The sequence below is a fragment of the Ruegeria sp. H6 genome, assembly GCF_056532975.1.
On record NZ_JBQFOA010000015.1, the window covers coordinates 30,612 to 54,591 of the forward strand.

Genomic DNA, 23,980 nt, shown 5'->3' on the forward strand with positions numbered 1-23,980 from the left:
CTAAAAAGGAACAAATATGAAACCCGTACCCATTGCGTCGGATGCCAAGCAGTTCATTGCCAGCGATGCGCAAAAGCTGGCGCCGGAACAAGCAGTTTTTCCAGAGCTTCACCGCAAGACACTCGTGACAGATACACCGACTGCAATTGTGTATTGCGAAGGAAACTTCGCAAAGATCGATGGCAAGACGGCTAATGGTCTCGTTCGACATTCACAGGCCTATCGCGTTCTTTCGGTGATCGACAGCACGTATGGCGGTTGTGACAGTGGCAAAGTGCTTGATAATATCGCAAATCAGGTTCCCATCTTCGATGATCTTGATGCCGCCGTCGCTAATGAAGCTACGATCCCCGACACTTTTATTTACGGAATGGCGCCGGCCAGCGGCAGAATGTCCCTTGAGGATCGCGAAGTTGTTGTGGATGCGATAACGCTCGGAATGAACATCGTCAGTGGGCTGCATGAATTTCTTAGCGATGACAAGGAGCTCGCCGGATTTGCCAAAATTCACGATGTCACGATACGCGACATTCGCAAGCCGCGGCCAAATCCCGACCTGCGCCTGTTAGATGGCAGTATTGGAGACGTCCAGGCGATCCGCATCGCGGTGTTCGGCACCGATTGTGCAATTGGAAAGCGTACGACCGCGACAATCCTGACAAACGCACTTAACACGCATGGGATCAAAACAGTTTTAGTTGGCACTGGCCAAACTAGTTTGATGCAGGGCGCCAAGTATGGTGTCGCGACGGATTCGGTGCCGCCGCAATTTTGTTGTGGCGAACTTGAGCGCGCTGTCGTTGCGGCATCCGAGGGTGAACACCCGGATGTAATAGTGATCGAGGGCCAGGGCGCGCTAAGCCATCCGGCTTTTTGCACATCAGCCTTCATTCTGCGAGGCAGTCAGCCACATGCAGTTATTCTTCAACACGCGCCTAAACGAAAACGTCGATGTGATTTCCCCAACATGACTATGCCCGACCCTTGCGATGAAATCACCCTGATCGAGGCTTTTGCGAACACAGAGGTAATTGGCATGACGATCAACCATGAAGGAATGAATGATGTTGAGATTTCAAAGGCCATCACAGACTACAACTGCAAATTGTATCTCCCGGTCACTGACGCATTGAACCGTCCTCCAAAAAACTTGGTGAATATGGTTCTATCTGCCTTTCCGCGCTTGCAACCCGTACGTGCTACGACGATTGAATGAGCAAGCTGCGTATCGACGTTGATCTGGACAAAATTCGGTACAACACACGGTTCCTGGTCGACCACCTTAGACCCCGCGGAATTACGGTGACAGGTGTGACAAAAGCCGTTTGCGGTCATCCTGAGATTGCGAATGCTATGCTTGAAGGTGGCGCGACAGGGCTGGCGGACGCGCGGATCAGCAATATCATGCGTATGCGCGATGCTGGAATCTCGTGCTCCATATCCTTGATCCGAACGCCCATGCTGAGCCAGGTCGCGCAAGTCCTTGATAACTGCGATGTCAGCTTCAACACTGAGATGGACATTATCGCCAGCCTGGCCATCGAGGCGCTGGGGAAGAACATTACTCACAATATTATCCTGATGGTGGAAATGGGGGATATGCGGGAGGGCATCTTGCCTGAACACCTTGAGGGCACTGTGTCTCAAATTCTTAGAATGGAAGGGATTTCTCTGAAGGGGATTGGCGCAAATTTTGCCTGTCTGGGTCATGTGGCACCCTCTGCAGGAGCAATGGAATTGCTTTCGTCGCTTGCCGCCGACACCGAACTTGCAAGTGGACCCGCTCTGGAAACAGTGTCAGGCGGCGGTTCTGCCAGTTTGCCATGGGCGCTTGGCAAGGGGGCGACCGGAAAAATCAACAACCTGCGTCTGGGTGAGGCCATCCTGCTGGGTACTGACCCCATTTCGGGGTACGCGATCGACGGGCTTTACACAGATGTTTTCACGCTTTGGGCGGAAGTGATCGAAACGAAGACCAAATCAAATCCAAATTCCTTGCAATTGAATTATCCTATACCTTCTATGCAGTGTGTGACTTTAGACAGTCCTTCGAAAACTCGGTCGATCCTTGCCATTGGACTCCAGGACACCGATGCAGCGGGTCTAATATTCCCTGCTGGCGTCACGTTCGTCGGAGCCACCAGTGATCATATCGTTGTTGAAAACACCAATTGTCTGCTTCGCCCTGGTGGCGAGGTAAAGCTGAAATTGAACTATAGCGCGCTCTCGCGCGGCATGGCTGCACCTGATGTAGCAAAAGTCTTCCATGGTGATGGCGCATTGGTTGACTGCACCCCAGCGAACACTGATCGCCCATATTCGAAGCGAAAGTAGCGCGCCAGGGTTGCCGCCGCCTCGGTTCTGCTTCAGCCACCCGTCTTATTCTACGGCTTTACCTAGTAAATGAGGCACCCAATCCCTATATTGGATGTAGCCGCATTCACTTTTCACACCCTATCTGGGCTTGTGGGTGGTGCGGACAATCAAAGGATCAAAATGATGTCTTTCAAAGACCTGACGACCAGAGCGGCTGCCGCACTGAAGGAAAACGATGCGGACGCGTCAAAAAAAGAAGTGACGCCGAAAGGGCAGGACGCCGTCCCCGAAAAATCAAAGCCTAAACCTCAAAACTGATAATACCCTGCCGGGAGCGGGTGGCTTGTTCTTGTTTACATCTCCGAGCGAGCGGTATCAGCAAAGGAGAACTACCCAAATGAACCAACTAATCAGCAAGACAATCGCAGTCTTTTCCAGGCCGTTTACTTTCCCTGGCTTTGACGAATTACTCCCGGCGGGCGAATACGACATAGAAACTGAGCTTTCCGCACCACCAGATTATTTGGATCCAGAAGCCTGGAAAGCATCAGTGCTAATCTTTCTGCTTCCACGGAAATCTCACCCCGGTCTGGCGCGAACCTTGACCGTTTCTCTTACTGATTTGGAGAGAGCCCGCGCAAAGGATAAATTGTCTTCAAAGCAGTTGTCGCAGTTCTTGCTCGACCAACTTTTGGCCGATCCCATGGTGCAATTGATTATGGAAGCGGATGGTGTGTCTGAGACTCAACTTCGGCACCTCTACTCGGAGTCGCTCATTTCTGAGGCAGACGACGGATCATCAGATCAACGAGCCATACCACGAGGATGCGCAAGCGGTTCTCGGTATGCTTTCGCTGTCCAAGCTGCTGAGAACGAAGGAATGCCAGTTCGTCCTATTAAAACCCCTCGGATTACAGGCCGTCCCATCGGACAGTCTGAACCAGGCAGCTCCTTCAATCTCAAGGCTTAGGGCTCGGAACTTTCTTTTCCAGTCGCTGTATAAACCAAAACAGAAATCGAGGCTAAGAACTGATGGAAGACTTCGACAATGACGCAGATACGATCATGGCTCGCGCCCACAATGACGTGCCGCAAGAACGCCCGTGTCTTCGTTGCAGAACGCCATTCTGGAGCGAAGGGTTCGGAGAGCGGATTTGTCGACGCTGCAAGGGGTTGAGCGCGTGGCGAAATGGCGTATCAGTAAGCCCTGGGTTAGCTCGGCGTCGCTGATAACCTGACGCCGGTCTTACCAGCTTTTCTGATCATATCTCATTTTATCTTATTGGTGCTGACCCGGGCCTTTAACGTGGAACCCGATCGGTAATCGGTGCTGAAGACGAAGCGTACGCGCGGTTTGGATTCGAACCGTTCTTATGCGTAGTGATATGGGCTCAAGCCGCCGAATGCACAAACTTAAACCATGCCAGTATTCATAATCGGACAGCAGGCATTCACGCCGCTTGTACTATACGGTGGTCAGCGCGGTGCTGTTGCTTGGGTGCGGAGGGTGGATCGGAGTGCAAAATATGCCAAGAGTCCAACTACCTGCAGTCACCCCAAAACCCAGAGCTTGGAACAAGGGGCGGATCATCGGTCAGAAACGACCGCTACTCCCAAAACAGGTCTGGGCGATCCGTGCCCGGCTCGAACTTTCTGGAAATCTGCGTGATCTCACAATGTTCAACGTCGCGATTGATAGCAAGCTACGCGGCTGCGATCTGGTCAAACTCGCTGTGACCGATCTTGTCAAAGACGATCGCGTCCGTGAGCGTGTTTCGGTGATCCAGAGCAAAACCAAGCGATCTGTTCAATTCGAACTGACGGAAAACACGCGAGAAACTGTATTGGTATGGGTAAAATCACCGGAAATGTTTGCTAGCCGGTTCATGTTTCCAAGCCGATTCCATGATCGACCACACATCTCGGCGCGCCAGTATGGCAGGCTGGTTCGAGACTGGGTGACCGCAATCGGATTGGAACCGAGCGGATATGGCACGCATTCGCTTCGCCGAACCAAAGTAGCTGAGATCTACCGCAAGACAGGAAATCTCCGCGCGGTCCAACTTCTGCTTGGGCACACAAAGGTCGATAGCACCGTGCGATACCTGGGCGTTGAATTGGAAGACGCGCTAAGCATTGCAGAGCGCATAGACATCTGAGACAGTTTGGCGAGCGGCGCTGTCGGTCGCCAATCCATAGTGGTTCTAGTTCTTTTACGCAGGAGTGGGACGTAGCGTGCCCTGAGCGGAAGTGTCAAAATCTTGTTGCGTACGCTCGCAGCACAGTTTTCTCGGCTCAGGCGCAATTTACAGGGTGCGGGACCGAGCGGCCATTTGATCACGCCGCGAGTACTTGTGCAGAAGCGGCGCGAACATCCCCGCGTTGCAGCCAATGTCCTCCGGCCAGTCATTCCTAGTTACGAGGAAGCCTTGATCACATACTCCTCTTTCGCCGCACTCAGGCCCGACAATTGAAACGCGGACTTAAACTGCCACCCGCTGCTAGTCTGGCCCCAAATCGATACAACGAAAAACTAATACCAGACAATTTCTTTCGGTAGTTCACCAGGAATCTTGGTCACCAGCAGTTCCAAAAACTATCTGCCCTAGTGGTGCTAGCGTTGCGACGAGGGAAACTTCCTTGACTCTATGCTGGCTAAGGACCACAAAAAGTGTATTGGTGAAAATTACTCGTCGCCGCGATGCTGCCGGTTTCGATGATCCAATGGCCTTCAGACTAACTGTAGCATGTACCCCAGCAAAGGAACGGGTTTCGCTGGGGTCTTCGTGATGAGCTAGTTCCTCGCAAGCATACACAACTGTCACCTGACAAGTCCCAGTCGTCGAGTGACTCATGAAAGAAGGCGCCGTATGAACAACACGTGGCTCATAAATTGCGTGCTTGATGCCCGATAGATCAGGCCCCAGGCTTCGCTTCAATCTGTCATTCATCGTGTTTTCGAACCGCGTTTTTTGTTTGATCCCGACACTCTTGTTGTTGCTCACAGGGACGCAGCTTCCTGCCCAAGTCACAGGCAATGCCGACGGAATGGTTTGTGAGGAAGGTTTCGAAAACAAAAACGGATCGTGTCAAAGAGCAAACGCACCTGAAAATGCGCATTTGACCGGCAGTTCCTATGGCAGCGGCTGGGAATGCAATCACGGCTTTCAGAATGTCGGAGAACTCTGTGAGGAAATAAGAGTTCCTGAAAATGCCTATCTTGCATCAACCGGAGATCGATGGGAGTGCAATCGGCTGTTCCAGCGTGTTGGAGAAGAATGTGAAGAAGTGATTTCGCCTCAAAATGGGTACGTCGAAACCCGGTTTGGCGTGCAGGAAATACACTGCAACTGGGGATTTCGTAAGGAGAACCAGGATTGTGTTACAATAGAGGTCCCAGAAAACGGTCGTCTGAGCGACAGAAGAAGCTCGGATGGATGGGTATGCCTCAGAGGTTACAGGGAAGCTGAGAGCGGCTGTGAGCCTGTGGTTGTTCCACAGCATGCATATCTTGCACCTGAAACTTATTCCGGATGGAAATGCGAGCGTGGTTTTCGCGCAAACCGGGACAGGTGCGTTGCGATCCTTGTCCCTTCAAACGCTCATTTGAATCGAAGAGGTGATGGATGGGAATGCAATCGCCCGTTCACACGACAGAACGATACGTGCACCGAAAATGTGCCGCGACAATAGGTTGGTGGAAATCAATATCGCCCGACATATCCGGAAGGACCAAGCCGTGAACCATAACTCGATTGACGAAAACTTGGGTAAAAGCCTCAAGGCTGAAAAGGCGCGTCGCCGGTCCTACGGGATTAAAATATCTGTGGCGTCGGCGGTGCTTGTTGCGGCCATAATTGTGGCGGTGTTTCTCTGATGCGTAAAAATGCCCCTCAAGTAACCCTTCCCGGTTCAAAGATGTCAGCTCGTGGTCTGGAACAAAGAGCATTTCAGGACCGCAGTGTTCGTAAAGCGCGGAACGCGGACGTGGCAGGAGTGATTGAAGAAGAATTTGGAAAGTACTTGATTAAGGCCGGCATTCTGAGCGGTAACAGTGTTGCGCGCGCATTCCCCAAGCCACCAGCCAAAACGCAGGCAATGATTGCTGATGCAGTCGGCGAAACACCAGCATTGGCCATTGAAGCCTTAAAAGAAATTCTCGAAGAACGAGACAGGAAGCGTAGCGGTCAACGCCGTTTGGAGGGAAACTCCGGCACCCTCGTTCCCAGTGAAAGAGAATATGCCGAAGCATTGCGACAGATCAGGCTCACCCCTGCGCAGGTCACAATGCTCAAAGCACTTACTATCGCTGGCAAGGACGGTCTGACCATTGGTCACTTGTCTCAGGCGGCCGGTTACAAATCGCGCGAGGCGTCCATCAAGGTCTTCAAGAAAATTGGGCTATTGATCGCAGAATATCTGGAACTCGAACTTCCCGAAGGCGGATCGGTACAGAATGATGGTGCCGCTCAGGTCCTGGCATTTTCTCACATCGAAAGTGACGACGAGCCAGCAACTTGGATTATGCATCAGGAATTGCGCGACGCTGTTCGTTCGGTTCTATGACGTACGTTCCAGCCCCAGCTCTTGTAGCGAACTTCGAACCGGAACAAATGCACGAAAGGTTGCTCACGTAGCTTATGCTGGAGAAGAAACCATACCCGCTCGACCTGATCTATGTACCTGTGAAGCGTGCAAAAACACTTGATCAGCAAAAAGTCCTGACGCTGGCCGAAGATATACTGAAGAACGGCCAGAAGACCCCGATTCAGATACGCGCGGACAACAAGAGGTTCGTGCTGATTGAAGGCCTTCACCGACTAGAGGCCATTCGCGCCCTCGGCGGTGATACTGTCGAAGCCTTTTTGGTGCGCGCCAGATTACACTAAACTCTTGTTGGGATTGGCGTTCGACAAAGCCTGAGAAAACGTCAGCAGGCGCTGACTTTCTTCATCCCAAAGATGCAATCGTGCGCAATGAAGGCTCTCATATAGAGTAATACGCTGGCAATTTTCCAACTCGGAATGGTCACGCAAAACCTCGTTTAGCCGATAAAACGGTATGCGGCTGGCAAGGTGGTGAACATGGTGCACACCGATATTGGCAGAGAACCACCGCAGGATGCCTGGCAGGGCATAGTGAGAACTTCCATAGAATGCGGCGTTCTGAAGATTCCACACTTCTTCCCGCTCCCAAGTCGTGTGTTCAAACTGGTGTTGAATATAGAATAGCCAAATACCAATCGACGCGGCGACGATCATGGTTGGAAGGAATACAAAAACCAGTACATCCAGGCCTCCGGTCCAAAAAATCAGAGCCAGGACCACCGCAATCGCGGCGTTTGTTCCCATTGCACTTGCCCAATACAGCCAGCCCGACCGCATGAAACCAAAGGGCAAGCGATTTTGAAAAAAGAACGTGTAGACCGGTACGATACAGAACAGGAAGAAGGGATTCCGGATTAACCTGTAAGCGGCACGCCCCAACCAATTCCGTTTCAGGTATTCCTCAATGGTCAATGTAGGAATGTCACCCATACCACGCCGATCAAGGTTACCGGTTGAGGCATGGTGAATCGCATGGCTTTGCCGCCAGACGTCATAGGGTGTCAGGGCGAGAACACCCAGAACCCGGCCAGTCCAATTGCAAACATTGCGGCTTCTAAAGAAAGATCCGTGACCACAATCATGCATGATGATGAAGATACGCACCAGAAATGCGGCGTTCAGGATGGCCAGTAGAACAGTGACCCAGATACTAAGGGATAGCGCAAACCACGCTGCGCCCCATAGCGCGAAAAAGGGGATGACAGTGATTGTCAGTTCAAAAACGCTACGCTTCGTATCGGGCACACGGTATTGCGCGAGCGCCCGGGTCAATTCCTGCTGTTGCAACTGACTTGTTCTCCAAGGGCTTTTAGCAGCCCGTTGTGCAAACGAGCACCCCATAAGGGTGCCCGTAAAAGGTCAGGCCAGTGCCAGATTGGCGGCGCTGTCGCGTCCGTCACGGCCAGCTTCGACGTCAAAAGTGACCTTCTGGCCGTCTTTCAATTCGCTGATGCCGGAACGTTCAAGTGCTGAGATATGCACGAACACATCGCGCTTACCATCTTCAGGCTCGATAAAGCCAAAACCTTTGGTCGAGTTGAACCATTTTACTGTGCCATTTGCCATGGTGGAAGTCTCCTAATACTTGCCGCCCGCATCATTGCGGCGACTCGGCGTGGTCGGTCTGAATCGAAAGACTGAACGCCGAGTTTGGGAGACAGCAGGTCGAAAAAGAAAAACGTAAGCCTTGTGTATATGGAATTTGAGTACACACGATACAAGCCTTGATACAATGGAAAGCAACAGAAGATCTGAGTCTGCCTAGCCCAATTTGGGACAAAGATAGGCAGAACGCATTGCTCTGCGTTTCGGAAATCAGAGGTCGGCTTCTGATAAAACCTGCCGAATGCGTATGCAGCAAATTGATTGCTCAGGCACGGCAGGTAGGGCTCACTGTCCGAAATCGCCGCGTGCTTCAAGAACACCGCGGCCAGGCACAAATGTTCATTGATTGATTGAAACATTACTAAATCAACGAGTTGACCTCTCTAACGAACGGTAGATTCTGCGCGGCCCGAATCTTGGGTCATGCTGCGTTGGCATAGGGCGACTGCGAGCCTCAAAGTGCCATTAGTAGGTCCGTATCTGCGTAAGCATCGGGCAAGAAACGTTACCGATGTTACAGTTGGCCGTAAGTTCATTCAGGGCGGCCTCCAATCGCTTAAGTTCGATTATCTTCATACGCACATTGGAGATATGAAGCTCGGCCAGTTCCTTAACGGATTGGCAATCCTCGCTATCACCTTCGGACAGGTTGAGAAGCACCTTTGCATCGGCAAGCGCAAAACCCAAGTCTCGGCACTTCCTTAGAAAACAAAGCCGTCCCACATCGTGCGCAGAGTACATGCGTCGATTATTCGATGCCCTTTCTGGTTTCGGCACGATCCCTTCGCGTTCGTAGTAGCGGATAGTTTCAATTCCGACACCGCTTTGCCGGGATGCCTCCCCAATCGCAAACATGTGAGATTTCCTGTCTTGATCCTGTAGTGGCTACAGAAGTTATTCCAGAGGTTGTTGTCTCTACAACTCCGCGCGACGTAGTCCATCAGGGAAACAGAATGCAGAAGTACCTTAGCCTCAGCTATTTGGGATCGCTATCAGCGCTTGGCGTCGCGACTTGCTGCGTTTTGCCCATGATGATGATGTTACTGGGGCTGGGCGGCAGTTGGTTGGCAATCTTTGGGAAGGTTGCGGCAGCGAGTTACTATGTGCTGACGATTTCAACGGCGCTTGTCGCGATATCGTGGCTGGTATCTTATCGGCGCGGTTCCTTACCGACGTTAAAATGGCGGCTTGCAGGAACAACTCTAATCACCGGCGTGGCTTGGGTCGTTGTGTTTAACGAGGCACGGATTAACGATTACCTGATCATGCAGATGTGAGACTATGACAAAACAAACTGTAGTCCTAGAAAGCACCCTGATTTGCCCGAAGTGCGGCCACAGCGAAACCGAGCAAATGCCAACGGATGCTTGCCAGTGGTTCTATGAATGCAAGTCGTGCAAAACAGTTTTGAAGCCGTTGGAAGGCGACTGTTGTGTTAACTGTTCATATGCCACGGTCCCGTGTCCACCAATTCAGCTAGGCGATAGCTGTTGCGGATGAAGTGAAGGACGGCTTTGTTGAGCAAACTGTGAACTGCCGCCGCGAGCATCGCTGCTATTTGCATGAATGACAGTTCTTTCCGCTACTTGGCCGCACAAGATATTCGGCAGTTGCAATGTTGTTACTGCTACAAGCGCATGCAGCAATAAAATCCAGGGTACAGGTTGGGCTCTCTCCTGCCGTTCTCTGCATATTGAAGTAAGGTCCGGTTCGGCCGCGTCCTGTTACCCCCGTCAAGTGAAGGCGCTACTTTCAGCCCGTTTGGCTTTCATTTTCTCCATCGCCATATCTTTCGCTGACCGACTTTTCCGCTTTGCGACCGTGCGCTGCGCATCAAATGCCGCCTGAAGTTCCTGGTCTTTTTCAGAAACCTCTCTGTCCGGGGCAGGGGCCGGTTTCGCATCAGCCACTGCCTTTGCCGTGTCCCTGGCTTGCTCTACAGCCAGATCGAGGTGTGTGCCTTTGATCTTCGGACTTTCGCCACCCAAGAACTGCATGAAATACGGATCTTCGAAGTATCGGATCTTGTTTGCAATCACCGGCATCTTGCCTTCGCGGATCAGCACAACCTCGTTTTCCGGCAGACGACCAACGTGCTCTGGCCGGAGCAGCCGAATGCCTTCTTCACGCTCTGATATGCTGCCCATTTCCATCTTGCCGAGTGCTCGAGACTTCGACTTGCTTATGACCGTTTTGTCCCCGATGGACCTGGACACATGTTCGCGTACTTCGGAATCCTCTGAGGCGGCAAACATCTGGGTTCCAGCGTTTGCCAGCATCGCCCGCACACCCTCGTGCCCATAAATGTCCTGTAGGCGCGACAGTGTTTGCGAAATCACCACGAGCCTGCCCCCGAACGATCGCATGGTGTCATAGGCTTCAACAACGCGCTCAAGATGGCCGAGGCGTTGGAACTCATCGAGCAGCATCAAAACCTTGAACGGCTCATCTTCGCCCGGCTCAACAGTTTCGATGGTGTTCACCAGATCGAGGAAGAACAGGCGAATGAGCGTCCGGAACTCTTTGACCTTTTTCCCTGGCACGGAAAAGTAGATCGAGCTGGGGCGCCGACGCAGATCTTCAAAGTTGATGTCATTGCCCTGCGTGGCTCTTGCTACCGACGGGTTGCGCCAGAGCTGCAGGCCGGAGTTCAACATAACCGAAATCGTTGACCGCAGGATTTTGGATTCTTCGGCTGCAAGATTCAGAAACTCATCTGCAGCTCGCGCATATCCAACTTCTTCAGCCATTTTCTCATAGTCCTTTTGCTTGGTCGTTTTGACCAGGCGCAGGACTTCGGAAATGTATGGCCGCTTTCTTTTGATCGCCAGCATCGCCATTGCGCAGAACATGCCTTCAACACCACCCATAAAGCCCTGCGCGGACGAGCTGGGCGTGTCGAACATCTGAGTTGCAACCTGAATCACTTCTTCCCATCGCCGGTCCAGATTGTCGGCACGTGCTGCGCGGCGCAGAGGGTTGTAGCTGTGGCTTTTGTCGGGGTTCTCGGGGTCGAACATAAAAACCTCATCGCCCATTGCTGCCCGACGCGCGCCGGTTGTCTGGAAAATCTCGCCCTTGATGTCCAGGACGACGCAAGACCCATTGAAACGCAGGACATTCGGGATCACAAAGCCGCTGGTTTTGCCCGAACCAGACGGGGCAATGAACATCGCGTGCGGCTTTTGGACACCGGGGCCGGGCTTATAGTAGATCGCGTTTTTGTCCTTTGGCTCACCAAATTTGGCAAACACGATTTCACTATCCAATTTGTCTTTGAGCTTCAGAACCGACGCATAGCCTTCCTGGACGAGCTGAGGGGCCTTTGCAAAGGTCGCATCACCGTATTTCGTTGAGGGACCACGCAGCGCAGCCGCCACAAATGCAAAGGTCAAAACACCCACTGCGACCACCGCCACCAGACCCATGATCTGCTGCGTCTCTGCAGGCTGTGCCATGAACTTCTCTGGGATCGCCCAGATGTCCAGCCCGCGAAAGCCTCTGGTGTTGATGTATTCGAGAGCCAGCCCGACCACCAACACCGCGCAAGCCGAGGTAGCGATAAAGCCCATAGTACCGGCTATCGCGACCTTCTTGCCTTTGGGTAGATCCTGAAACTCAGCCATCGGTCAGCTCGCGTTTGAAGAAGCACACGATGCCAAACTCGGCAGGTACGACGCCGACCATTTCCCAACCGTCTTGCCCGAGCTTCGCAAACTTCTCGCCTGCATTTTCCTCTACCCGCATCAAGACATTACGATACTCAAATTTTTTCATTCTATTTCTCCTTCAGATAAGTTGATCAGCGGTCATCAGGGGTGGGAAGATCACTCCGTTGACCTTCCGTTCGTCACCGATTTTCTTCATGTGAACGATCATGTGAATGGTGGCCCGGATGTCATCGACCACTTCTGACTTTTGAACGGTCGGAGATCCGCGACGCACCATCTTGCTCATACGTCCAATGGCATCTACTGGTGAGTTGGCGTGCATGGTACAAACAGAACCATCGTGGCCGGTGTTCACCAGTTCCAGGAACATATTTGCGTCGTCGCCCCGAATTTCACCGCAGACGAGGCGGTCAGGCCGTAACCTCAGCGCCGATTCCAGCAGCTTTGTTGGTGATCGAGGGCCATCTTCTTCGGAACGGTCAGCAAGTAGATCGACAGAATTGGGTTGCTCGATGTCCAGCTCGGCCACTTCTTCAATCGTCACGATCCGTTCGCCAGGATCGACGCGCTTCAGCATTGCATTGAGAACAGTGGTTTTGCCAGACGAGGTGCCCCCGGCAATGATCACGTTCCATTTGCTTAGCATCGCAAGGTCGGCCAGCTCGTCAAAGTTCATTGTTCCGGCAGCGAGAGCAGCCCGAGCCTTTTCAAGCGCGCTGTGATCATTGTTTTCTGCCAACGCCGCCTCTTTGCTGGCGAAGCTGAACGCGCCCAGATCGACGGTTTTCACGCGGAGCAGGCGGATCGCCACGGACCCCACGCCGGTTGTTGCTGGCGGAATCACAACCTGCACCCGCGCTTTACCCTGCTGTGTCGGCACGTTGGCCGTCGCAATCGGCTTCTTTTCTCCGAATGTCACATCGCTGAATCCGGCCACGCAGCGCCCGATGTTTTCCACATCATCTCTGTTCAGAGTAATGTCTGTCCTGGTCATGTGTGTTGTGCCCATTTCTTCGACCCAGACCGATCCGTCAGGATTCACAGAAATTTCGCTCAGGCTTTCATCGTGCAACAGATGCTCGATCTTGCCTGTATAGTATTCCAGAAGGCTATTGCCGTTCCGCCCGCTCATGTTCTTGTCCTTGGTAGAGCACTTTTTTGAACACTGGAGGTTGCCTTCGCTGCATCTCGGCTTTGCCTCGAACACGAAGGCATCCACATAAGATTCATTGCTTCCAAAAAGTGCTGAATTTGCTTCAAAAAAGGCCGCTACCGCACTCGATCATGCTGGCAGCGGCCGGAAAGACTGCTGAGGCGGTCGGCTCATTGGCTCGCGCTCAGAAGCTATCGAACACAACGTCGCGCTGCAGGATGGCGTTGATGCGACTGCCCTGATCGACAAAGACTGTCGGAGTAATGCGCAGGTATTCATCAAGCGCCGCTGCCGTAGCGTTCTGCAGGTTAGACCCCACTTGCGTTGCCAGATCAGTGCGAACCGAGTTGTTGCTATCGTTGTCAGAGACCAGTGCCACCGGCGCAATGCCGATGATGGACAACAGCGCTGCAGTTCCGAACCGTTTCCCAAAGTGTGTGTTCACCCTGCCGGTCGCACCAGTCCGGCCTTGACCGTCCGTACCAGCCGATCCGACCTGAGTTGACAGGCCGTCAGGCGTGATGACACGGCTCCAAACGATCATGATGCGCGTTTGCGCCAATGTCGTGTCCGCTCGATACTCGCCAAAGAGCTTCGATCCGCGCGGCAGAAGCAAACGCGTGCCGTCCATCGAGTAGACGCCACGTGTAATCGTCGCCACGACACTGCCGGGCAACTCCGAGCTGACCGCGCCACCGAACACAGCCGACAAAACCGTGCCTTGCGTCAGGGTGCGCGACGGATCGTCAATGATCGAGGCCCCGACGATGGGGGGATATTCTTCGACCAGATTGTTTTGCCATGTCGTGTTTTGGTTTTCCTGATAGCCGCGTTGATCTTCAGGCAGGCGGGTGTCGTCTGGCTGGACTTGAACCGGCTGCGGCGCTGCAGGGAAGGGTTGGAAAATGACCGGCTGCGATCCACCATTGATCGGCTGGTAGTTTTGACCGGGTGCGTCCTGTGCCATCGCGCTTGAGGCCAACGTGACCAGGGCGAGGGTGAGTGCTGTTCTGTTCATCGTCAGCTCCATCAGTTTCTGCCGTATGGGTTTTCATCGAACACAATGCCGTCCGACTGGTTCTGCCGCTGGCGCATCTTCTTCAGTTCTTCGAGTCTGCGCCGCTCGTCATCGGTCAGACCTTGCGCCTGAAGGTGGCTTACGCTGGCAAGTGCCCGGGCCTCCGCATCTGCGATGGCCTGGGCAAGTTCCGTCTGGAACTTCTTCTCTCGCTCATCATATCTGACCTGAAGGCGTTCATTGGTCAGGTTCAGCGTTGCGATTTCACCGTCTTTTTCGGACAGCGAAACTTTGGCGTCCGTCAGCTCGTCTTGCAGATCGGAAATCCGACCGTTCTGTTGCTCGATAGTTTTCAAGGCTTGTTTCAGCCCTTCGGAATCGACCTGCGGCACTGTTGCCGGTGTTGCCACCTCAATTTCCTCGGGCAAAGCCTCTGGTTCCGGCTCATCGGCCTCTGGTCCCCGTGCGGTCAAAAGCCCGTATCGCTCGCCACCACCTTGTTGCAAAGCGTCAACGCGGACACCCGTGTTCGTGCTTTTGTTTTCATGGCCCATGACAAACCATACAAAGCCCAGGAACACCGCTCCTGCGATCGCAACGGTTATCAGCTTCTTTGGGTCGAACTTCTTCCGGACACGTTGCGACGGCTGTTCAGCCGCCGCCCGTGCCGCAATTGTCTGATTGCGATCCATTACTTGCTGCCCCCCGGTTTAACTGTCTGTGAAGTAACGGGCCTGCCCGTTGCACTCGCCTGCTGAAACGCGTCGCCATCGTTTCGTACACAGATCGAAGTGTCTTCGATGCGCAGTGTCCAAAGGTCGGAAAGGCCCTGCACCTGGATAATGCCGCGCTCTTTGACTGTGGTGTTCACCATCAGCTCGCGGCCATCAGGCAGGACACGGAAAATCCCCGGCAACTCCGCATCCTGCGGGATTTGCATATAGGTGTGAACGCCATCATCCCACACGGCGGTGGGCGCAAAGTCCGCTTTGCCCGAGCGCGAATAGTTCTGGTTCACAAACCGGCCAGTTGGCTTCGGCTCGCTCCGAGCGACTGTGCCGCGACGCGTTGTGGTCCCGCCGCTGTTGTTTTTGTTGTAGAACGTGACCCGAAATGGAACACGTTTGCGTTCGGCGGCGCTCTCGGCCGGAACCAGATAGAAGTTGTATGTCCCGCGATTGGTCAGGACGGTCAGGTTTGAATCCGAGTTCAGGATTTCTGGCTTGAACGCAATAACGCGACCTTCCTGCAGGCGGGTGATCTGAAAACTCTCAGTGTCGCCCGCGCCAATGCTGCGGACGGTCTCGCCCTGCGGAAAGTGAACATAGGTAATCAGGCGTTCACCTACAGTGATGCGGTACACCTGGTTCTCGACGTAATGGAAATGCGTGATGCGATGATCCGCATTCTTTCCGTCTGGCGTCGGTGTGATTTCAGCGAGCAGAGGCGTAGAGAATGCCAAAACTGCTGCGGCGGTGGCGGTGAGTGTTTTGAAAGAACGCTGCATCAGACCTTCCCTATGGCGTCTACGCGGTAGTTGGTGACGACGAAGCCGAACGGATTTTCCAGAAGCTCATCCATCGACGTCACGATTTTTTCCTCAAACCCGTAGGTCACAGTGACCACGTAGCGGGCTGAGGCCGTTGCTTGGTTTGGCACGATCAGGGACTTGCGGATCTCGACCTGGACCGTCTCGTCATTGACCGGCGACACACCCAGAATTTCGGTCTGCACCTTTGTCTTGGGCGTATAGATTTCGTCAGGATGGTTGTCGTTCGAACCGTCCCACAGTTCGCGGTAGGACGTTTCGGCCAGCTCATCAGAACGACGCAGCACCGATTTCAGGCGCTCGTTGTTGTCCTGGACATCATAGGTTTCCCGGTCGCGCACATAATTTGCGACTTCACGGAAGGCCATCGCCTCAGAAGGTTCCAGTTCTTCGACTTTTTCAGTCAGCAGGACCGGCAGTTTCGTGTCCGGATCAATGGAGAATGGCACCGCGCGGATTTCCTTCAGGGGAAGGAGCATCGCCCAGCCAATCATAGAGGCCACGCCCATTGCCATGCCGACCATGCCGAATACCTGCCATTTGAAGGCATCGCGGCGTGCGCCCAGAAAGAGTTCTTTTTCGTGATCTGTCACGTGTGACATTTGCTCTGTACCTCGATTTATGAAGATTTATTGGCGCGAGCTTGTCGAATGCTCTGCCGGTAACGGTCAGCGGCGTAGCTCTGACGAGCTGCCCCATCCTGATTTCGGGCTCTGTGCGCTATGTCCCGACGCGCTTGCATTGCGCGAGACGCGCTGTCACGAACGCCAGTCCCGTCACGTGCTGCGGAAGCCATAGCAGCGGCAGTTTTCCCACCGGCTACTGCACCCCTTGCGCCGTCGCTTGCAGTGCCCAATGCACTTCTTGCGGCTGCTGCAGCACCAGTTGCCACGGCAAGACCCGAGGATGCCGAAACGATTGCACCCGACATCCCGCCCGCGAGCGACGGGATCTGCGTGAGCATCACGATTGAAACAATGCAGATCGCCAAAAACCGGCCACTGGCCTCCATATTGTTCACATCCTCAACAGCGGTCAGTTCGGAGCTGAAAAGGGCCTGAATAAGAGAAACGATGCCTGTCAGAACGACGATGACCATGATCAGGCCAACAGTCGTTTTCGCCCAGGCTGCGAAGATATTGGCTGTTGCCGAGCTGAGCAGCGTTGCGATGAAAACAGGCGCTAGACCCAGCAGGACCGCTAGACCGCCTTTTGCGATCAGCGCCATGCCGGTGCCAAAAGCAACGATGACAGCCCCAACAACCCAGAGAATAGCCCCGGTGATGCTCAGACCCCAGGTTGCGTTTTCAATAGCCTGCTGGCCCATCAAGAAACACTGAAGCGCAATGTCATCGAGTGCTTCCCAGACATTTGTTGTGCCGGTCAGTTCTCCGGCAATCGTGTCTGGGAGGCTCGAAATGCCCTGATAAATGGGTTGAAAGAAGCTCCAGCTAGAAGCCATACCAATGATGATCGTCGCCCGAATGATCCAGCCGACATAGCCACCAAACCCGATTTCTCGGATTTGAAGCACACCGTTGATCAGCATTGCCACGAAGATCAGCGCGGCTATTGCCCAGAGGGCGGATGCTAGATCCGCCGCCAGGCTGTTGTATGCTTGCTGCGAGAAGTTATTTAGCGCAGCCTCAATCGAGCTGACGAAATCTTGGATCACGGCCCACAAGCCTCCTCAATTGCAGGGCGCAGAGCTTCCAGACGGGTCCGTTGCTCTTTTTTCAGCGCGGCAAGATTGTCGGACGGTTGGGTCCAAAACTCGTCTTGGTCAGCTCCGACCTTTTGGGCGGCGTCCTCACGGCTTAAACCGCCCAGCGGACATTCGGTGCTGAAGGTCTCGCCAGATTTGCGCAGAATGCATTGCTCGATGGTGGCCTCGTGCGCAGCGATGACCTGTTCATTCAGGATCACCACCGACCAGTTGGTCACAAGAGGCTGCTTGTCTGCGGATTGGCCCGCTTCGGCCATGCGCGCTTGATCGTTTTTGACGAATTGACGACCGTACTCACGCGCACCCGAGTACCCAAGGCACTTACGATATTCACCGAACGGCATATCGACCTTGGGTGATGGGCGCAGCTTCACCTGTGCCGATGCAGCCCCCGACATAACGGCGGCGGCTGCAATGGTCAGGATGAGAGTTGAGCGGAGTTTCATTGTGAGGTTCCTCGTACATAGTTGCTGAGTGTCGAAAGATCGGCAGCGGTTGCAGCCAGATCCGTGCCCGACGCCAGAGCATTAGCCGAGGTTGCGCGTAAGATTTCAATTTCAACCTGAAGGAGTTTAAGGAGAACCGCCGTGTTGTAGTCGATTGCATCCTTCAGATCTTCTTGCTGACCGATTTCACCGCGCAGCTTTTCTGCATCTTCGGAGAGCTGACCGGCCATGTCATAGCCATTCTCACCCAAGGCCGATGCCATCAAGCCAGCGCCACCTCGCTCCGAGAGAATGCGCCGGGCTGGCACGTCTGACGTACTGAATTCTTTAAGGATTCCATTGTTCAGCCCCAGGCTGATTGATCGGCGTTCCATCGCGAGTCCGGCGACGCCTGGAAGATCGCCAATCGTATCTTCGGTCGCGTTCAAGGCGTATCCAAGCGTGTCAGCTGCCGTTGCCAGTTTCAGAAAGCTGCGGCTGTTGAACTGGTCCAGATCCGTCAGACCACTGATGGTTTTGAGGGAGTTTTCGAGCAGTGCCCTCTGCTGCTCGAGCTTCTCATATTGTTGCATCAGCTGTTCGTATTGGCGGACCATTTCCGCGACTTCGCGGGCCGAATTGGCTGCGTCCTGTGCAATGGCCGTGGCGTCGATGGTCGGAACACCTTGGGCTGCCGTCATAACTGGCAGGGCGGCCAGAACCGAAACAGCAATGGTTGTGCGGAATTTCTTTGAAATATCCATCAGACAAACTCCAAGTTTTCAGGGGAGGTCATGCGCTCAAAGTCACAGGCGCATTTGCTGCGATAGCCCGAATAGGTGCTGGTGCAGGCCGAGACAGCGGCCAGAACTACAAGGGTGATGACAAGGCGGGCTTTCATGTGATTTCCTTCCAGAAGTTGGGGTTTTTTCGCCAGTCAGGATCAGGGAACGATTTTCCGTCTGATCCGCTCAGAACACGAAGAAGCGGGCCGAGCGCGCCGACATCGACATCGAGCCAAACACTCTCATCACCTTTCTTCATGAGCATTACGCGGTCGCCAAAATGCGCCCTCAGCGCGCCCAGCTCTGAATCGTTCAAGCCGATTGCCCGGTAGTCTGCTTCATTGCCGGATCGAGAGGGGAACAAGAGTTGCGTGCTGGTGTTTTCCAGGATCGACTTACTTGCCGCTGACGACAGGAGGTGATCGGGGATCTGCGTCATCATCATCATCATGACGTTCAGCTTCCGATACGTGGTGTAGGCATTTATGAGGATGCCAGCGCCATAAGGGTTGCCAGCAATTACCCATGCTTCATCAATCACAAAGACAGTGGGTATCTTGGTGGCGCAGCGGCGTTCAATCTGGCGCATGACGTAGCTGATCCATGCCAGCCGCACCAATTCGTCATCCAGAACCTCAGAAATATCGAACACAAGATGACGGTCGCCAGCAGCAAACGGATCTGAGCCACCCTCGCCAAACATCCAGGACAAGCGGCCTTCGCCCGCCCATTCACTTGCACGCTTGTACAGGTTCTTGTCATCGTCAAAGGCTCTGAACCGTTCCACCAGTGAATCGAAGTTCTGAAGCGCAGGCGGCAAAGTGGCATTGGCTTGGCAAGCCCTTGTGATTTCATCCTTCTGATCGGTGGTCAGTGGTTCGTCATAGCTCAACAGGGCAATGACCCAATTGGCGAGCCAGCTTTGCCCAGCCTCATCCGTCTCGGTCTGAAAAGGGTTCATGCCGGTTGGCTCACCAACTCGGACGCGGATGTACTGCGCACCGAGCGCCCGCATTGGAGCCTCCATTGCCCGGTCTTTGTCAAAAGCGATGATCCGCGCGCCCTGTGCAACCGCCATTGTTGCCAGCAGCATCGCGATCACAGTTTTACCCGAGCCGTTCGGTCCAAGAACGATCGTATGCCCGGAGGGCAGGTTTTCAGGGTCGTTACTGGTCTTGGGAAGGTGCAGCGAAACATCGTAGCTGTCCCCGTGTGTCGTCGGGAAAGTCGCCAATGGCCCCGGCCAAGGTAGCTTTTCCGCATCCAACCCTTTGGGGCGCATGTGGAACGCAACCATATCCGCAAAGTTCTGGTCCGTGATCAGTTCTTCACGGGCGCGGAACGCGAAATTGCCGGGGTGCTGTGCGAAGTACACGGCACGGGCCGACATCGCTTCGCGCTTCACCGTGCCACCCGAAATCTGGATTTCACCGATGATGTGTTTTTCGGCGGTTTTCAGATCTTCCTCGTTCCCAAACACGCAGATCGACAGGTGGTGCTTGCCGAGTGACATGGTGCCGGAGGCAATGCCGTCCGCCAGAATGGACAAATCCTCTTCAAGCGACTTTGCCTTGTCGCCTGCCGAGCGCATTTGTCCCGACTTGCGGCGTTCCATTTCCTGCGCCTGGGCGCGGCTGATCGGCAGGAAGGATTGCGAAATCACGACATCAACCGGCAGGTCTAGCCCGTCGAAAATGCCGGGGAACGAAGCCATCGGGTAATTCTTCAGGGAATAGACACGGATGGAGCGTTCCTGATCGTCGCCCGTGACCAGTTTGCCGCGCTTGCCCTGAAACAGCACATCCTCTTGCGGCATGTTGAAGGCGATGGGTTCTGCAATGTTCGTGTGAATGATCGGCTGATACCGACCGTTCAACAGCATTCCATAATAGCCGAGCCAACGCCCCTCGCTGAGCTTCAGCCGGCGCATACGGGCCTCGCCCAGCGTGCCCGCCAGTGTTGTGAACACACCGTCGAGCTGTTCCATCATTTCGCGGCGTTCCTCGTCTATCGTTCCAGACGACATGCCGAACATCTGTTTTGCCCGCTCATCCTGCCGCTTTTGCAGAATGGCGCTGATGATGATCTTGCGTTCTTTCAGCTCTGCATCGACGGACGCTGAGCGCATGGCCTGCGCCACTGCACCGGCAAAGCCGGTTGGATCTGTGATGACATGACCAGTCTCAGCTGGGACGGTCAGTCGATGAACATAAAAGGCCACCTCATTGGGTGTCGTGCGCAATACACGCTCAAACCGTTCGGCCAGGAACTCGAACTCGTTTTCGTCCAGCGTGTTTGCGTTGATTCCGGTGATTTCTGCAGCGGCGATGAGGCCACCGTTGCGTGTAGAAATGACCTCATCGTCCACGACATAGCCATACGGCAACATCTGAAAGAGGCTCATTTCATCCTTGCGCCAGCTCGGCTCGATCAACGAGCGGGCAAGGGTCCACAAATCCTGTGCAGCAGGCTTAGGCACTATAGTAATCTCCCCCATGATGCTGGCGGTTTTTGGTGCGCGGAGTTTTGGAAAGGGTTACGGACAGGACGCGGAAGAAAGCCGGTTCCCATTCGTAAAAGAGGCGAAGCCCGGTGTAGAAAACAAAACCCGCAATGATTGCTGGCGCTATCCCGAACATGAAGAACGAAAGCATGGTCATCCCGAGGATCACCAGCAGATAGATCACGGGTAAGCCGCCCCATTCTGCGGGGCGGCTCAGGCCGCGAAAGACCGTATTGCGGCGCGGCATCAATCAGCCTCCGATGAATGTATCAGCGAGGCCGATAACAGCGCCGACGACGATAGCGATTACCGGGCCTTTCAGCGAACCCCAGCCGAACACGTAGGCGAGACAGCCCCAGATGAAGCCGACAGCGGCAAGGCTGACGCCAACGACCTTCGAGTCGGCCAGCGTTTCGTTGATGAAATCGCCAATGGCATCTTGCAGCCAGCCAGCGGAGGCGGGCGCTGCTGTGATGATGAACGCAGTGATCGCGAAAAACGCCATCTGCTGGTAGAAGTGGGTTCTTTTCATGAGGAAGTGCTCACTTTGCTTAGGATGATCCGCACGTAATTGCGGGTTTCGGTGAAGGGGGGGACGCCGCCGTATTCGACGACGCGGTGAGGCCCGGCGTTGTAGGCGGCAAGCGCCAGCTTCCAGGTTCCGAACTCGCGGTACTGCGCCGCCAAATAGCGGGCACCACCGTCGAGATTTTCTGCAGGGTTCTTTGGGTTCACGCCCAGGTCTTTCGCCGTTCCGGGCATGAGCTGTGCGAAGCCATAGGCACCCTTGGGTGACAGAGCGTCAGCCCGATACCGGCTTTCCTGCCAGACCAGCGCCATGAACAACTCGGCCGGAATGTCATGGCGTTCCGCCGCTGCGTGGATTTCTTTGACGATCCGCTCCTGCGACCAGCCGCCCGAGGATCTGCGAGGCCGCGGTGCCTTGCCCGCAATCTCGATCTTTTCCTGTGGCTTGGCCTTCGGCGCTTCCGGTTTTTCGTCAAGCGTGTACTCACGCATCCGGATTGGCCGAACGACGCCATTGACGATTTCTGCCCGCGCACCGTTCAGAAACACGCTGCCATCCGGCTCGTATTCGATGACCTGGGCGCTTGCGCCGGTCGCCACAAATGCCGTGGAGACGAGCAGAAGGGGCCGCATTGCTGCGATCATTCGGATTTCTCCTTTGCTTGAGTTGGCGAGGAATTGGAGGGGTTCTGTTCGTCGCCGGTCGCGGCCACGTACTCATCAGTCCAGGACGGCGGAATGCTGACAGCATCCACCAACCAGCCTGCGAGACTTGCGTATTCTTCGCCACCAAGGGCCGAAGTCTTGCGAGCGATAGAGCGCGACAGAAACGAAGCTGCTACGCCGTGCTGCAGCAACAGCGAAATCAGAACGCACAGATCATGCAGATGGTATTCGAGGTCGCTGCCAGAGCGAAAACCGCCGCTATAGAACACTTCACGGGGTTTGATTGGCGACGCCGGATCATACCCGATGGTGACAAAGGCAGTGTGCCCTTGCGGAGTTTCAACGCGGCGTGTTTCAGCCAGCCGACGATCAGGAAGAACTTTGCGCGCAGGCTTGTTCATGACAAAGCTCCCTGCGCATCAAGTTCCGCTTGTCGGATTTGCATTGCGAAATCCACTTCAAGGCGCAGCTCAACGACCACTTCAAGCGGCATAACGATGTCCAGCCAGACACCCTCACGGATCAGGTGAACGTGATAGGTGGCGTTTGGGTAAACGAACCAAAGGGCTTCATGCCGGTTCAGAACGTCGCGCGCGGTGTCGGCGTCGATTGTGCCTGACAGGTCGCAACCGAATTTCAGGGTTGCGTATGAGTTGGCATAGTTTGCTCGGCTGCTGCTTTGGATGAGCGCAGCGGCCTTTTCCGGTGAAGCAAAGCGGAACAGCTCTTTCGGACCCAACGCCTTGTTAACGTCTGCGTGCAACTTCAAGGCTTTGTAGAGCCGATTTGCACGGACATACTCAAGATCATTGAGGACATGGAACATTTCGAGCGCGATTCCGAAAGCCGTGGCGCGGGCATCGCTTTCCAGCCAGTATTCGCGCATTCCGCGCTTGATGGTTGACCGTTCTCCGGCAAGGTGGCGGATTACGGTGAGAATGTCCTTACGGGCTTGCTCGAAGCTCTGGGCGGCAGGCACCCAGCGCCGATCAATCTTGCTTTCGATAGTGTCGAAGGCCACTGTGATCACCTTTCCGCCTTTCAAAAAATAGGTCAGTAGTTTTTACATAATTACTATTATGGGGTTCGACATCAGGTCATCTGGGCCGTGGGAAAAGGGTGCTGGGACACAGCACTGAACCTTCAGTGGCGCCGCAAAAGACCAATGTCTGGTTCGGATCTCTTAGTCAGATGTTTTGGCTGGAACGTTCGGATGTCCCGCGCGCCTCAATCGTCAGACAGCGCTAAGGGATCGGAGGTGCAGACGCGTTGTCTAGGTTTGCACCCATTGACTCTGTCGCGGTGCTGCCCAATCTAGGACCGGCATCTCGGACTACTGTTTTTACCATAGTACAGTTCTCTCTTGATGTTGGAGAAATGCCCGGATGGATTAAGGGCGTTTCTTGTCCTGTCGATTGTTGGCGCAAT

General features: G+C 54.3%; 30 protein-coding genes. 10 read left to right on the forward strand and 20 right to left on the reverse strand.

What is annotated here, in order from left to right; translation table 11 throughout:
* Window positions 1–16: 16 nt before the first annotated feature.
* The 8 genes from ACR0AG_RS19380 to ACR0AG_RS19415 all read left to right on the forward strand — a co-directional run bounded on the left by ACR0AG_RS19380 (window position 17) and on the right by ACR0AG_RS19415 (window position 7,205).
* Window positions 17–1,216: an N-acetyltransferase DgcN family protein gene (locus tag ACR0AG_RS19380; protein ID WP_480841940.1), complete on the forward strand. Its 1,200-nt coding sequence runs from the start codon at window positions 17–19 to the stop codon at window positions 1,214–1,216.
* Entirely contained in the window at window positions 1,213–2,334 is a 1,122-nt protein-coding gene (locus tag ACR0AG_RS19385) for an alanine/ornithine racemase family PLP-dependent enzyme (RefSeq protein ID WP_480841942.1), read from the forward strand. The genes ACR0AG_RS19380 and ACR0AG_RS19385 overlap by 4 nt, the downstream gene beginning before the upstream one ends.
* 165 nt (window positions 2,335–2,499) lie before the next feature.
* Window positions 2,500–2,634, forward strand: coding sequence for a hypothetical protein (locus ACR0AG_RS19390; protein WP_480841945.1), 135 nt, complete (start codon window positions 2,500–2,502; stop codon window positions 2,632–2,634).
* A 79-nt stretch (window positions 2,635–2,713) separates the two neighbouring features.
* Window positions 2,714–3,286 carry a hypothetical protein gene (locus ACR0AG_RS19395; RefSeq protein ID WP_170743321.1) on the forward strand — a complete coding sequence of 191 codons (573 nt, stop codon included), beginning with the start codon at window positions 2,714–2,716 and terminating at the stop codon, window positions 3,284–3,286.
* A gap of 556 nt (window positions 3,287–3,842) precedes the next feature.
* On the forward strand, window positions 3,843–4,475 hold the full coding sequence (locus tag ACR0AG_RS19400; RefSeq protein ID WP_170743320.1) for a tyrosine-type recombinase/integrase: 633 nt from the start codon (window positions 3,843–3,845) through the stop codon (window positions 4,473–4,475).
* 1,463 nt (window positions 4,476–5,938) lie between these two features.
* Complete coding sequence (locus tag ACR0AG_RS19405; RefSeq protein ID WP_480841947.1) at window positions 5,939–6,193, forward strand: hypothetical protein; 255 nt, start codon at window positions 5,939–5,941, stop codon at window positions 6,191–6,193.
* Window positions 6,193–6,882: a hypothetical protein gene (locus ACR0AG_RS19410; RefSeq protein ID WP_480841949.1), complete on the forward strand. Its 690-nt coding sequence runs from the start codon at window positions 6,193–6,195 to the stop codon at window positions 6,880–6,882. The genes ACR0AG_RS19405 and ACR0AG_RS19410 overlap by 1 nt, the downstream gene beginning before the upstream one ends.
* 74 nt (window positions 6,883–6,956) lie before the next feature.
* Complete coding sequence (locus tag ACR0AG_RS19415) at window positions 6,957–7,205, forward strand: ParB N-terminal domain-containing protein (protein WP_170452343.1); 249 nt, start codon at window positions 6,957–6,959, stop codon at window positions 7,203–7,205.
* Here the strand turns inward: ACR0AG_RS19415 and ACR0AG_RS19420 are convergent.
* The 3 genes from ACR0AG_RS19420 to ACR0AG_RS19430 form a co-directional block, all read right to left on the reverse strand.
* Complete coding sequence (locus tag ACR0AG_RS19420; RefSeq protein ID WP_480841951.1) at window positions 7,197–8,264, reverse strand: fatty acid desaturase; 1,068 nt, start codon at window positions 8,262–8,264, stop codon at window positions 7,197–7,199. The genes ACR0AG_RS19415 and ACR0AG_RS19420 overlap by 9 nt on opposite strands.
* Before the next feature lie 18 nt (window positions 8,265–8,282).
* Window positions 8,283–8,489, reverse strand: coding sequence for a cold-shock protein (locus ACR0AG_RS19425; RefSeq protein WP_170430361.1), 207 nt, complete (start codon window positions 8,487–8,489; stop codon window positions 8,283–8,285).
* Between the two features lie 504 nt (window positions 8,490–8,993).
* Window positions 8,994–9,383, reverse strand: a complete 390-nt coding sequence (locus tag ACR0AG_RS19430; protein ID WP_170499190.1) for a MerR family transcriptional regulator — start codon at window positions 9,381–9,383, stop codon at window positions 8,994–8,996.
* A gap of 98 nt (window positions 9,384–9,481) precedes the next feature.
* Here ACR0AG_RS19430 and ACR0AG_RS19435 point away from each other — a divergent pair, with 98 nt between their 5' ends.
* Both ACR0AG_RS19435 and ACR0AG_RS19440 read left to right on the forward strand, forming a co-directional pair.
* On the forward strand, window positions 9,482–9,805 hold the full coding sequence (locus ACR0AG_RS19435) for a hypothetical protein (RefSeq protein ID WP_170499188.1): 324 nt from the start codon (window positions 9,482–9,484) through the stop codon (window positions 9,803–9,805).
* Window positions 9,806–9,809: 4 nt separating this feature from the next.
* Window positions 9,810–10,028, forward strand: a complete 219-nt coding sequence (locus ACR0AG_RS19440) for a GDCCVxC domain-containing (seleno)protein (protein WP_480841954.1) — start codon at window positions 9,810–9,812, stop codon at window positions 10,026–10,028.
* Window positions 10,029–10,261: 233 nt separating this feature from the next.
* Here ACR0AG_RS19440 and ACR0AG_RS19445 read toward each other — a convergent pair whose 3' ends face one another.
* The 17 genes from ACR0AG_RS19445 to ACR0AG_RS19525 all read right to left on the reverse strand — a co-directional run bounded on the left by ACR0AG_RS19445 (window position 10,262) and on the right by ACR0AG_RS19525 (window position 23,582).
* Complete coding sequence (locus ACR0AG_RS19445) at window positions 10,262–12,154, reverse strand: type IV secretory system conjugative DNA transfer family protein (protein WP_170474331.1); 1,893 nt, start codon at window positions 12,152–12,154, stop codon at window positions 10,262–10,264.
* Window positions 12,147–12,305 carry a DUF4177 domain-containing protein gene (locus ACR0AG_RS19450; protein WP_152460674.1) on the reverse strand — a complete coding sequence of 53 codons (159 nt, stop codon included), beginning with the start codon at window positions 12,303–12,305 and terminating at the stop codon, window positions 12,147–12,149. Before ACR0AG_RS19450 ends, ACR0AG_RS19445 begins: the two co-directional genes overlap by 8 nt.
* 12 nt (window positions 12,306–12,317) lie before the next feature.
* The gene (locus ACR0AG_RS19455; RefSeq protein WP_152460675.1) at window positions 12,318–13,331 is read right to left on the reverse strand and encodes an ATPase, T2SS/T4P/T4SS family; all 1,014 of its coding nucleotides are present in this window, start codon (window positions 13,329–13,331) and stop codon (window positions 12,318–12,320) included.
* Window positions 13,332–13,536: 205 nt separating this feature from the next.
* Window positions 13,537–14,370, reverse strand: a complete 834-nt coding sequence (locus ACR0AG_RS19460) for a TraB/TrbI/VirB10 family type IV secretion system protein (RefSeq protein WP_170575215.1) — start codon at window positions 14,368–14,370, stop codon at window positions 13,537–13,539.
* A gap of 11 nt (window positions 14,371–14,381) precedes the next feature.
* On the reverse strand, window positions 14,382–15,062 hold the full coding sequence (locus ACR0AG_RS19465; protein WP_152460677.1) for a hypothetical protein: 681 nt from the start codon (window positions 15,060–15,062) through the stop codon (window positions 14,382–14,384).
* Window positions 15,062–15,877, reverse strand: coding sequence for a TrbG/VirB9 family P-type conjugative transfer protein (locus tag ACR0AG_RS19470; RefSeq protein WP_152460678.1), 816 nt, complete (start codon window positions 15,875–15,877; stop codon window positions 15,062–15,064). The genes ACR0AG_RS19465 and ACR0AG_RS19470 overlap by 1 nt, the downstream gene beginning before the upstream one ends.
* The gene (locus tag ACR0AG_RS19475) at window positions 15,877–16,512 is read right to left on the reverse strand and encodes a VirB8 family type IV secretion system protein (RefSeq protein ID WP_170624898.1); all 636 of its coding nucleotides are present in this window, start codon (window positions 16,510–16,512) and stop codon (window positions 15,877–15,879) included. Before ACR0AG_RS19475 ends, ACR0AG_RS19470 begins: the two co-directional genes overlap by 1 nt.
* A gap of 26 nt (window positions 16,513–16,538) precedes the next feature.
* On the reverse strand, window positions 16,539–17,594 hold the full coding sequence (locus ACR0AG_RS19480) for a TrbL/VirB6 family protein (RefSeq protein WP_152460680.1): 1,056 nt from the start codon (window positions 17,592–17,594) through the stop codon (window positions 16,539–16,541).
* The gene (locus ACR0AG_RS19485; protein WP_152460681.1) at window positions 17,591–18,091 is read right to left on the reverse strand and encodes a hypothetical protein; all 501 of its coding nucleotides are present in this window, start codon (window positions 18,089–18,091) and stop codon (window positions 17,591–17,593) included. The genes ACR0AG_RS19480 and ACR0AG_RS19485 overlap by 4 nt, the downstream gene beginning before the upstream one ends.
* Window positions 18,088–18,834 (reverse strand): type IV secretion system protein, encoded by a 747-nt coding sequence (locus ACR0AG_RS19490; RefSeq protein WP_152460682.1) that lies wholly within the window; start codon window positions 18,832–18,834, stop codon window positions 18,088–18,090. Before ACR0AG_RS19490 ends, ACR0AG_RS19485 begins: the two co-directional genes overlap by 4 nt.
* Window positions 18,834–18,971: a hypothetical protein gene (locus ACR0AG_RS19495; protein WP_170425207.1), complete on the reverse strand. Its 138-nt coding sequence runs from the start codon at window positions 18,969–18,971 to the stop codon at window positions 18,834–18,836. Before ACR0AG_RS19495 ends, ACR0AG_RS19490 begins: the two co-directional genes overlap by 1 nt.
* Complete coding sequence (locus ACR0AG_RS19500) at window positions 18,968–21,334, reverse strand: VirB4 family type IV secretion/conjugal transfer ATPase (protein ID WP_170797136.1); 2,367 nt, start codon at window positions 21,332–21,334, stop codon at window positions 18,968–18,970. The genes ACR0AG_RS19495 and ACR0AG_RS19500 overlap by 4 nt, the downstream gene beginning before the upstream one ends.
* Complete coding sequence (locus ACR0AG_RS19505; RefSeq protein ID WP_152460684.1) at window positions 21,327–21,605, reverse strand: VirB3 family type IV secretion system protein; 279 nt, start codon at window positions 21,603–21,605, stop codon at window positions 21,327–21,329. The genes ACR0AG_RS19500 and ACR0AG_RS19505 overlap by 8 nt, the downstream gene beginning before the upstream one ends.
* Window positions 21,606–21,608: 3 nt before the next feature.
* The gene (locus ACR0AG_RS19510) at window positions 21,609–21,890 is read right to left on the reverse strand and encodes an HAD family hydrolase (RefSeq protein WP_152460685.1); all 282 of its coding nucleotides are present in this window, start codon (window positions 21,888–21,890) and stop codon (window positions 21,609–21,611) included.
* Entirely contained in the window at window positions 21,887–22,531 is a 645-nt protein-coding gene (locus tag ACR0AG_RS19515; RefSeq protein ID WP_152460686.1) for a lytic transglycosylase domain-containing protein, read from the reverse strand. Before ACR0AG_RS19515 ends, ACR0AG_RS19510 begins: the two co-directional genes overlap by 4 nt.
* Window positions 22,528–22,953, reverse strand: coding sequence for a TSCPD domain-containing protein (locus ACR0AG_RS19520; RefSeq protein WP_152460687.1), 426 nt, complete (start codon window positions 22,951–22,953; stop codon window positions 22,528–22,530). Before ACR0AG_RS19520 ends, ACR0AG_RS19515 begins: the two co-directional genes overlap by 4 nt.
* The gene (locus tag ACR0AG_RS19525; protein WP_170686497.1) at window positions 22,950–23,582 is read right to left on the reverse strand and encodes a hypothetical protein; all 633 of its coding nucleotides are present in this window, start codon (window positions 23,580–23,582) and stop codon (window positions 22,950–22,952) included. Before ACR0AG_RS19525 ends, ACR0AG_RS19520 begins: the two co-directional genes overlap by 4 nt.
* Window positions 23,583–23,980 lie beyond the last annotated feature (398 nt).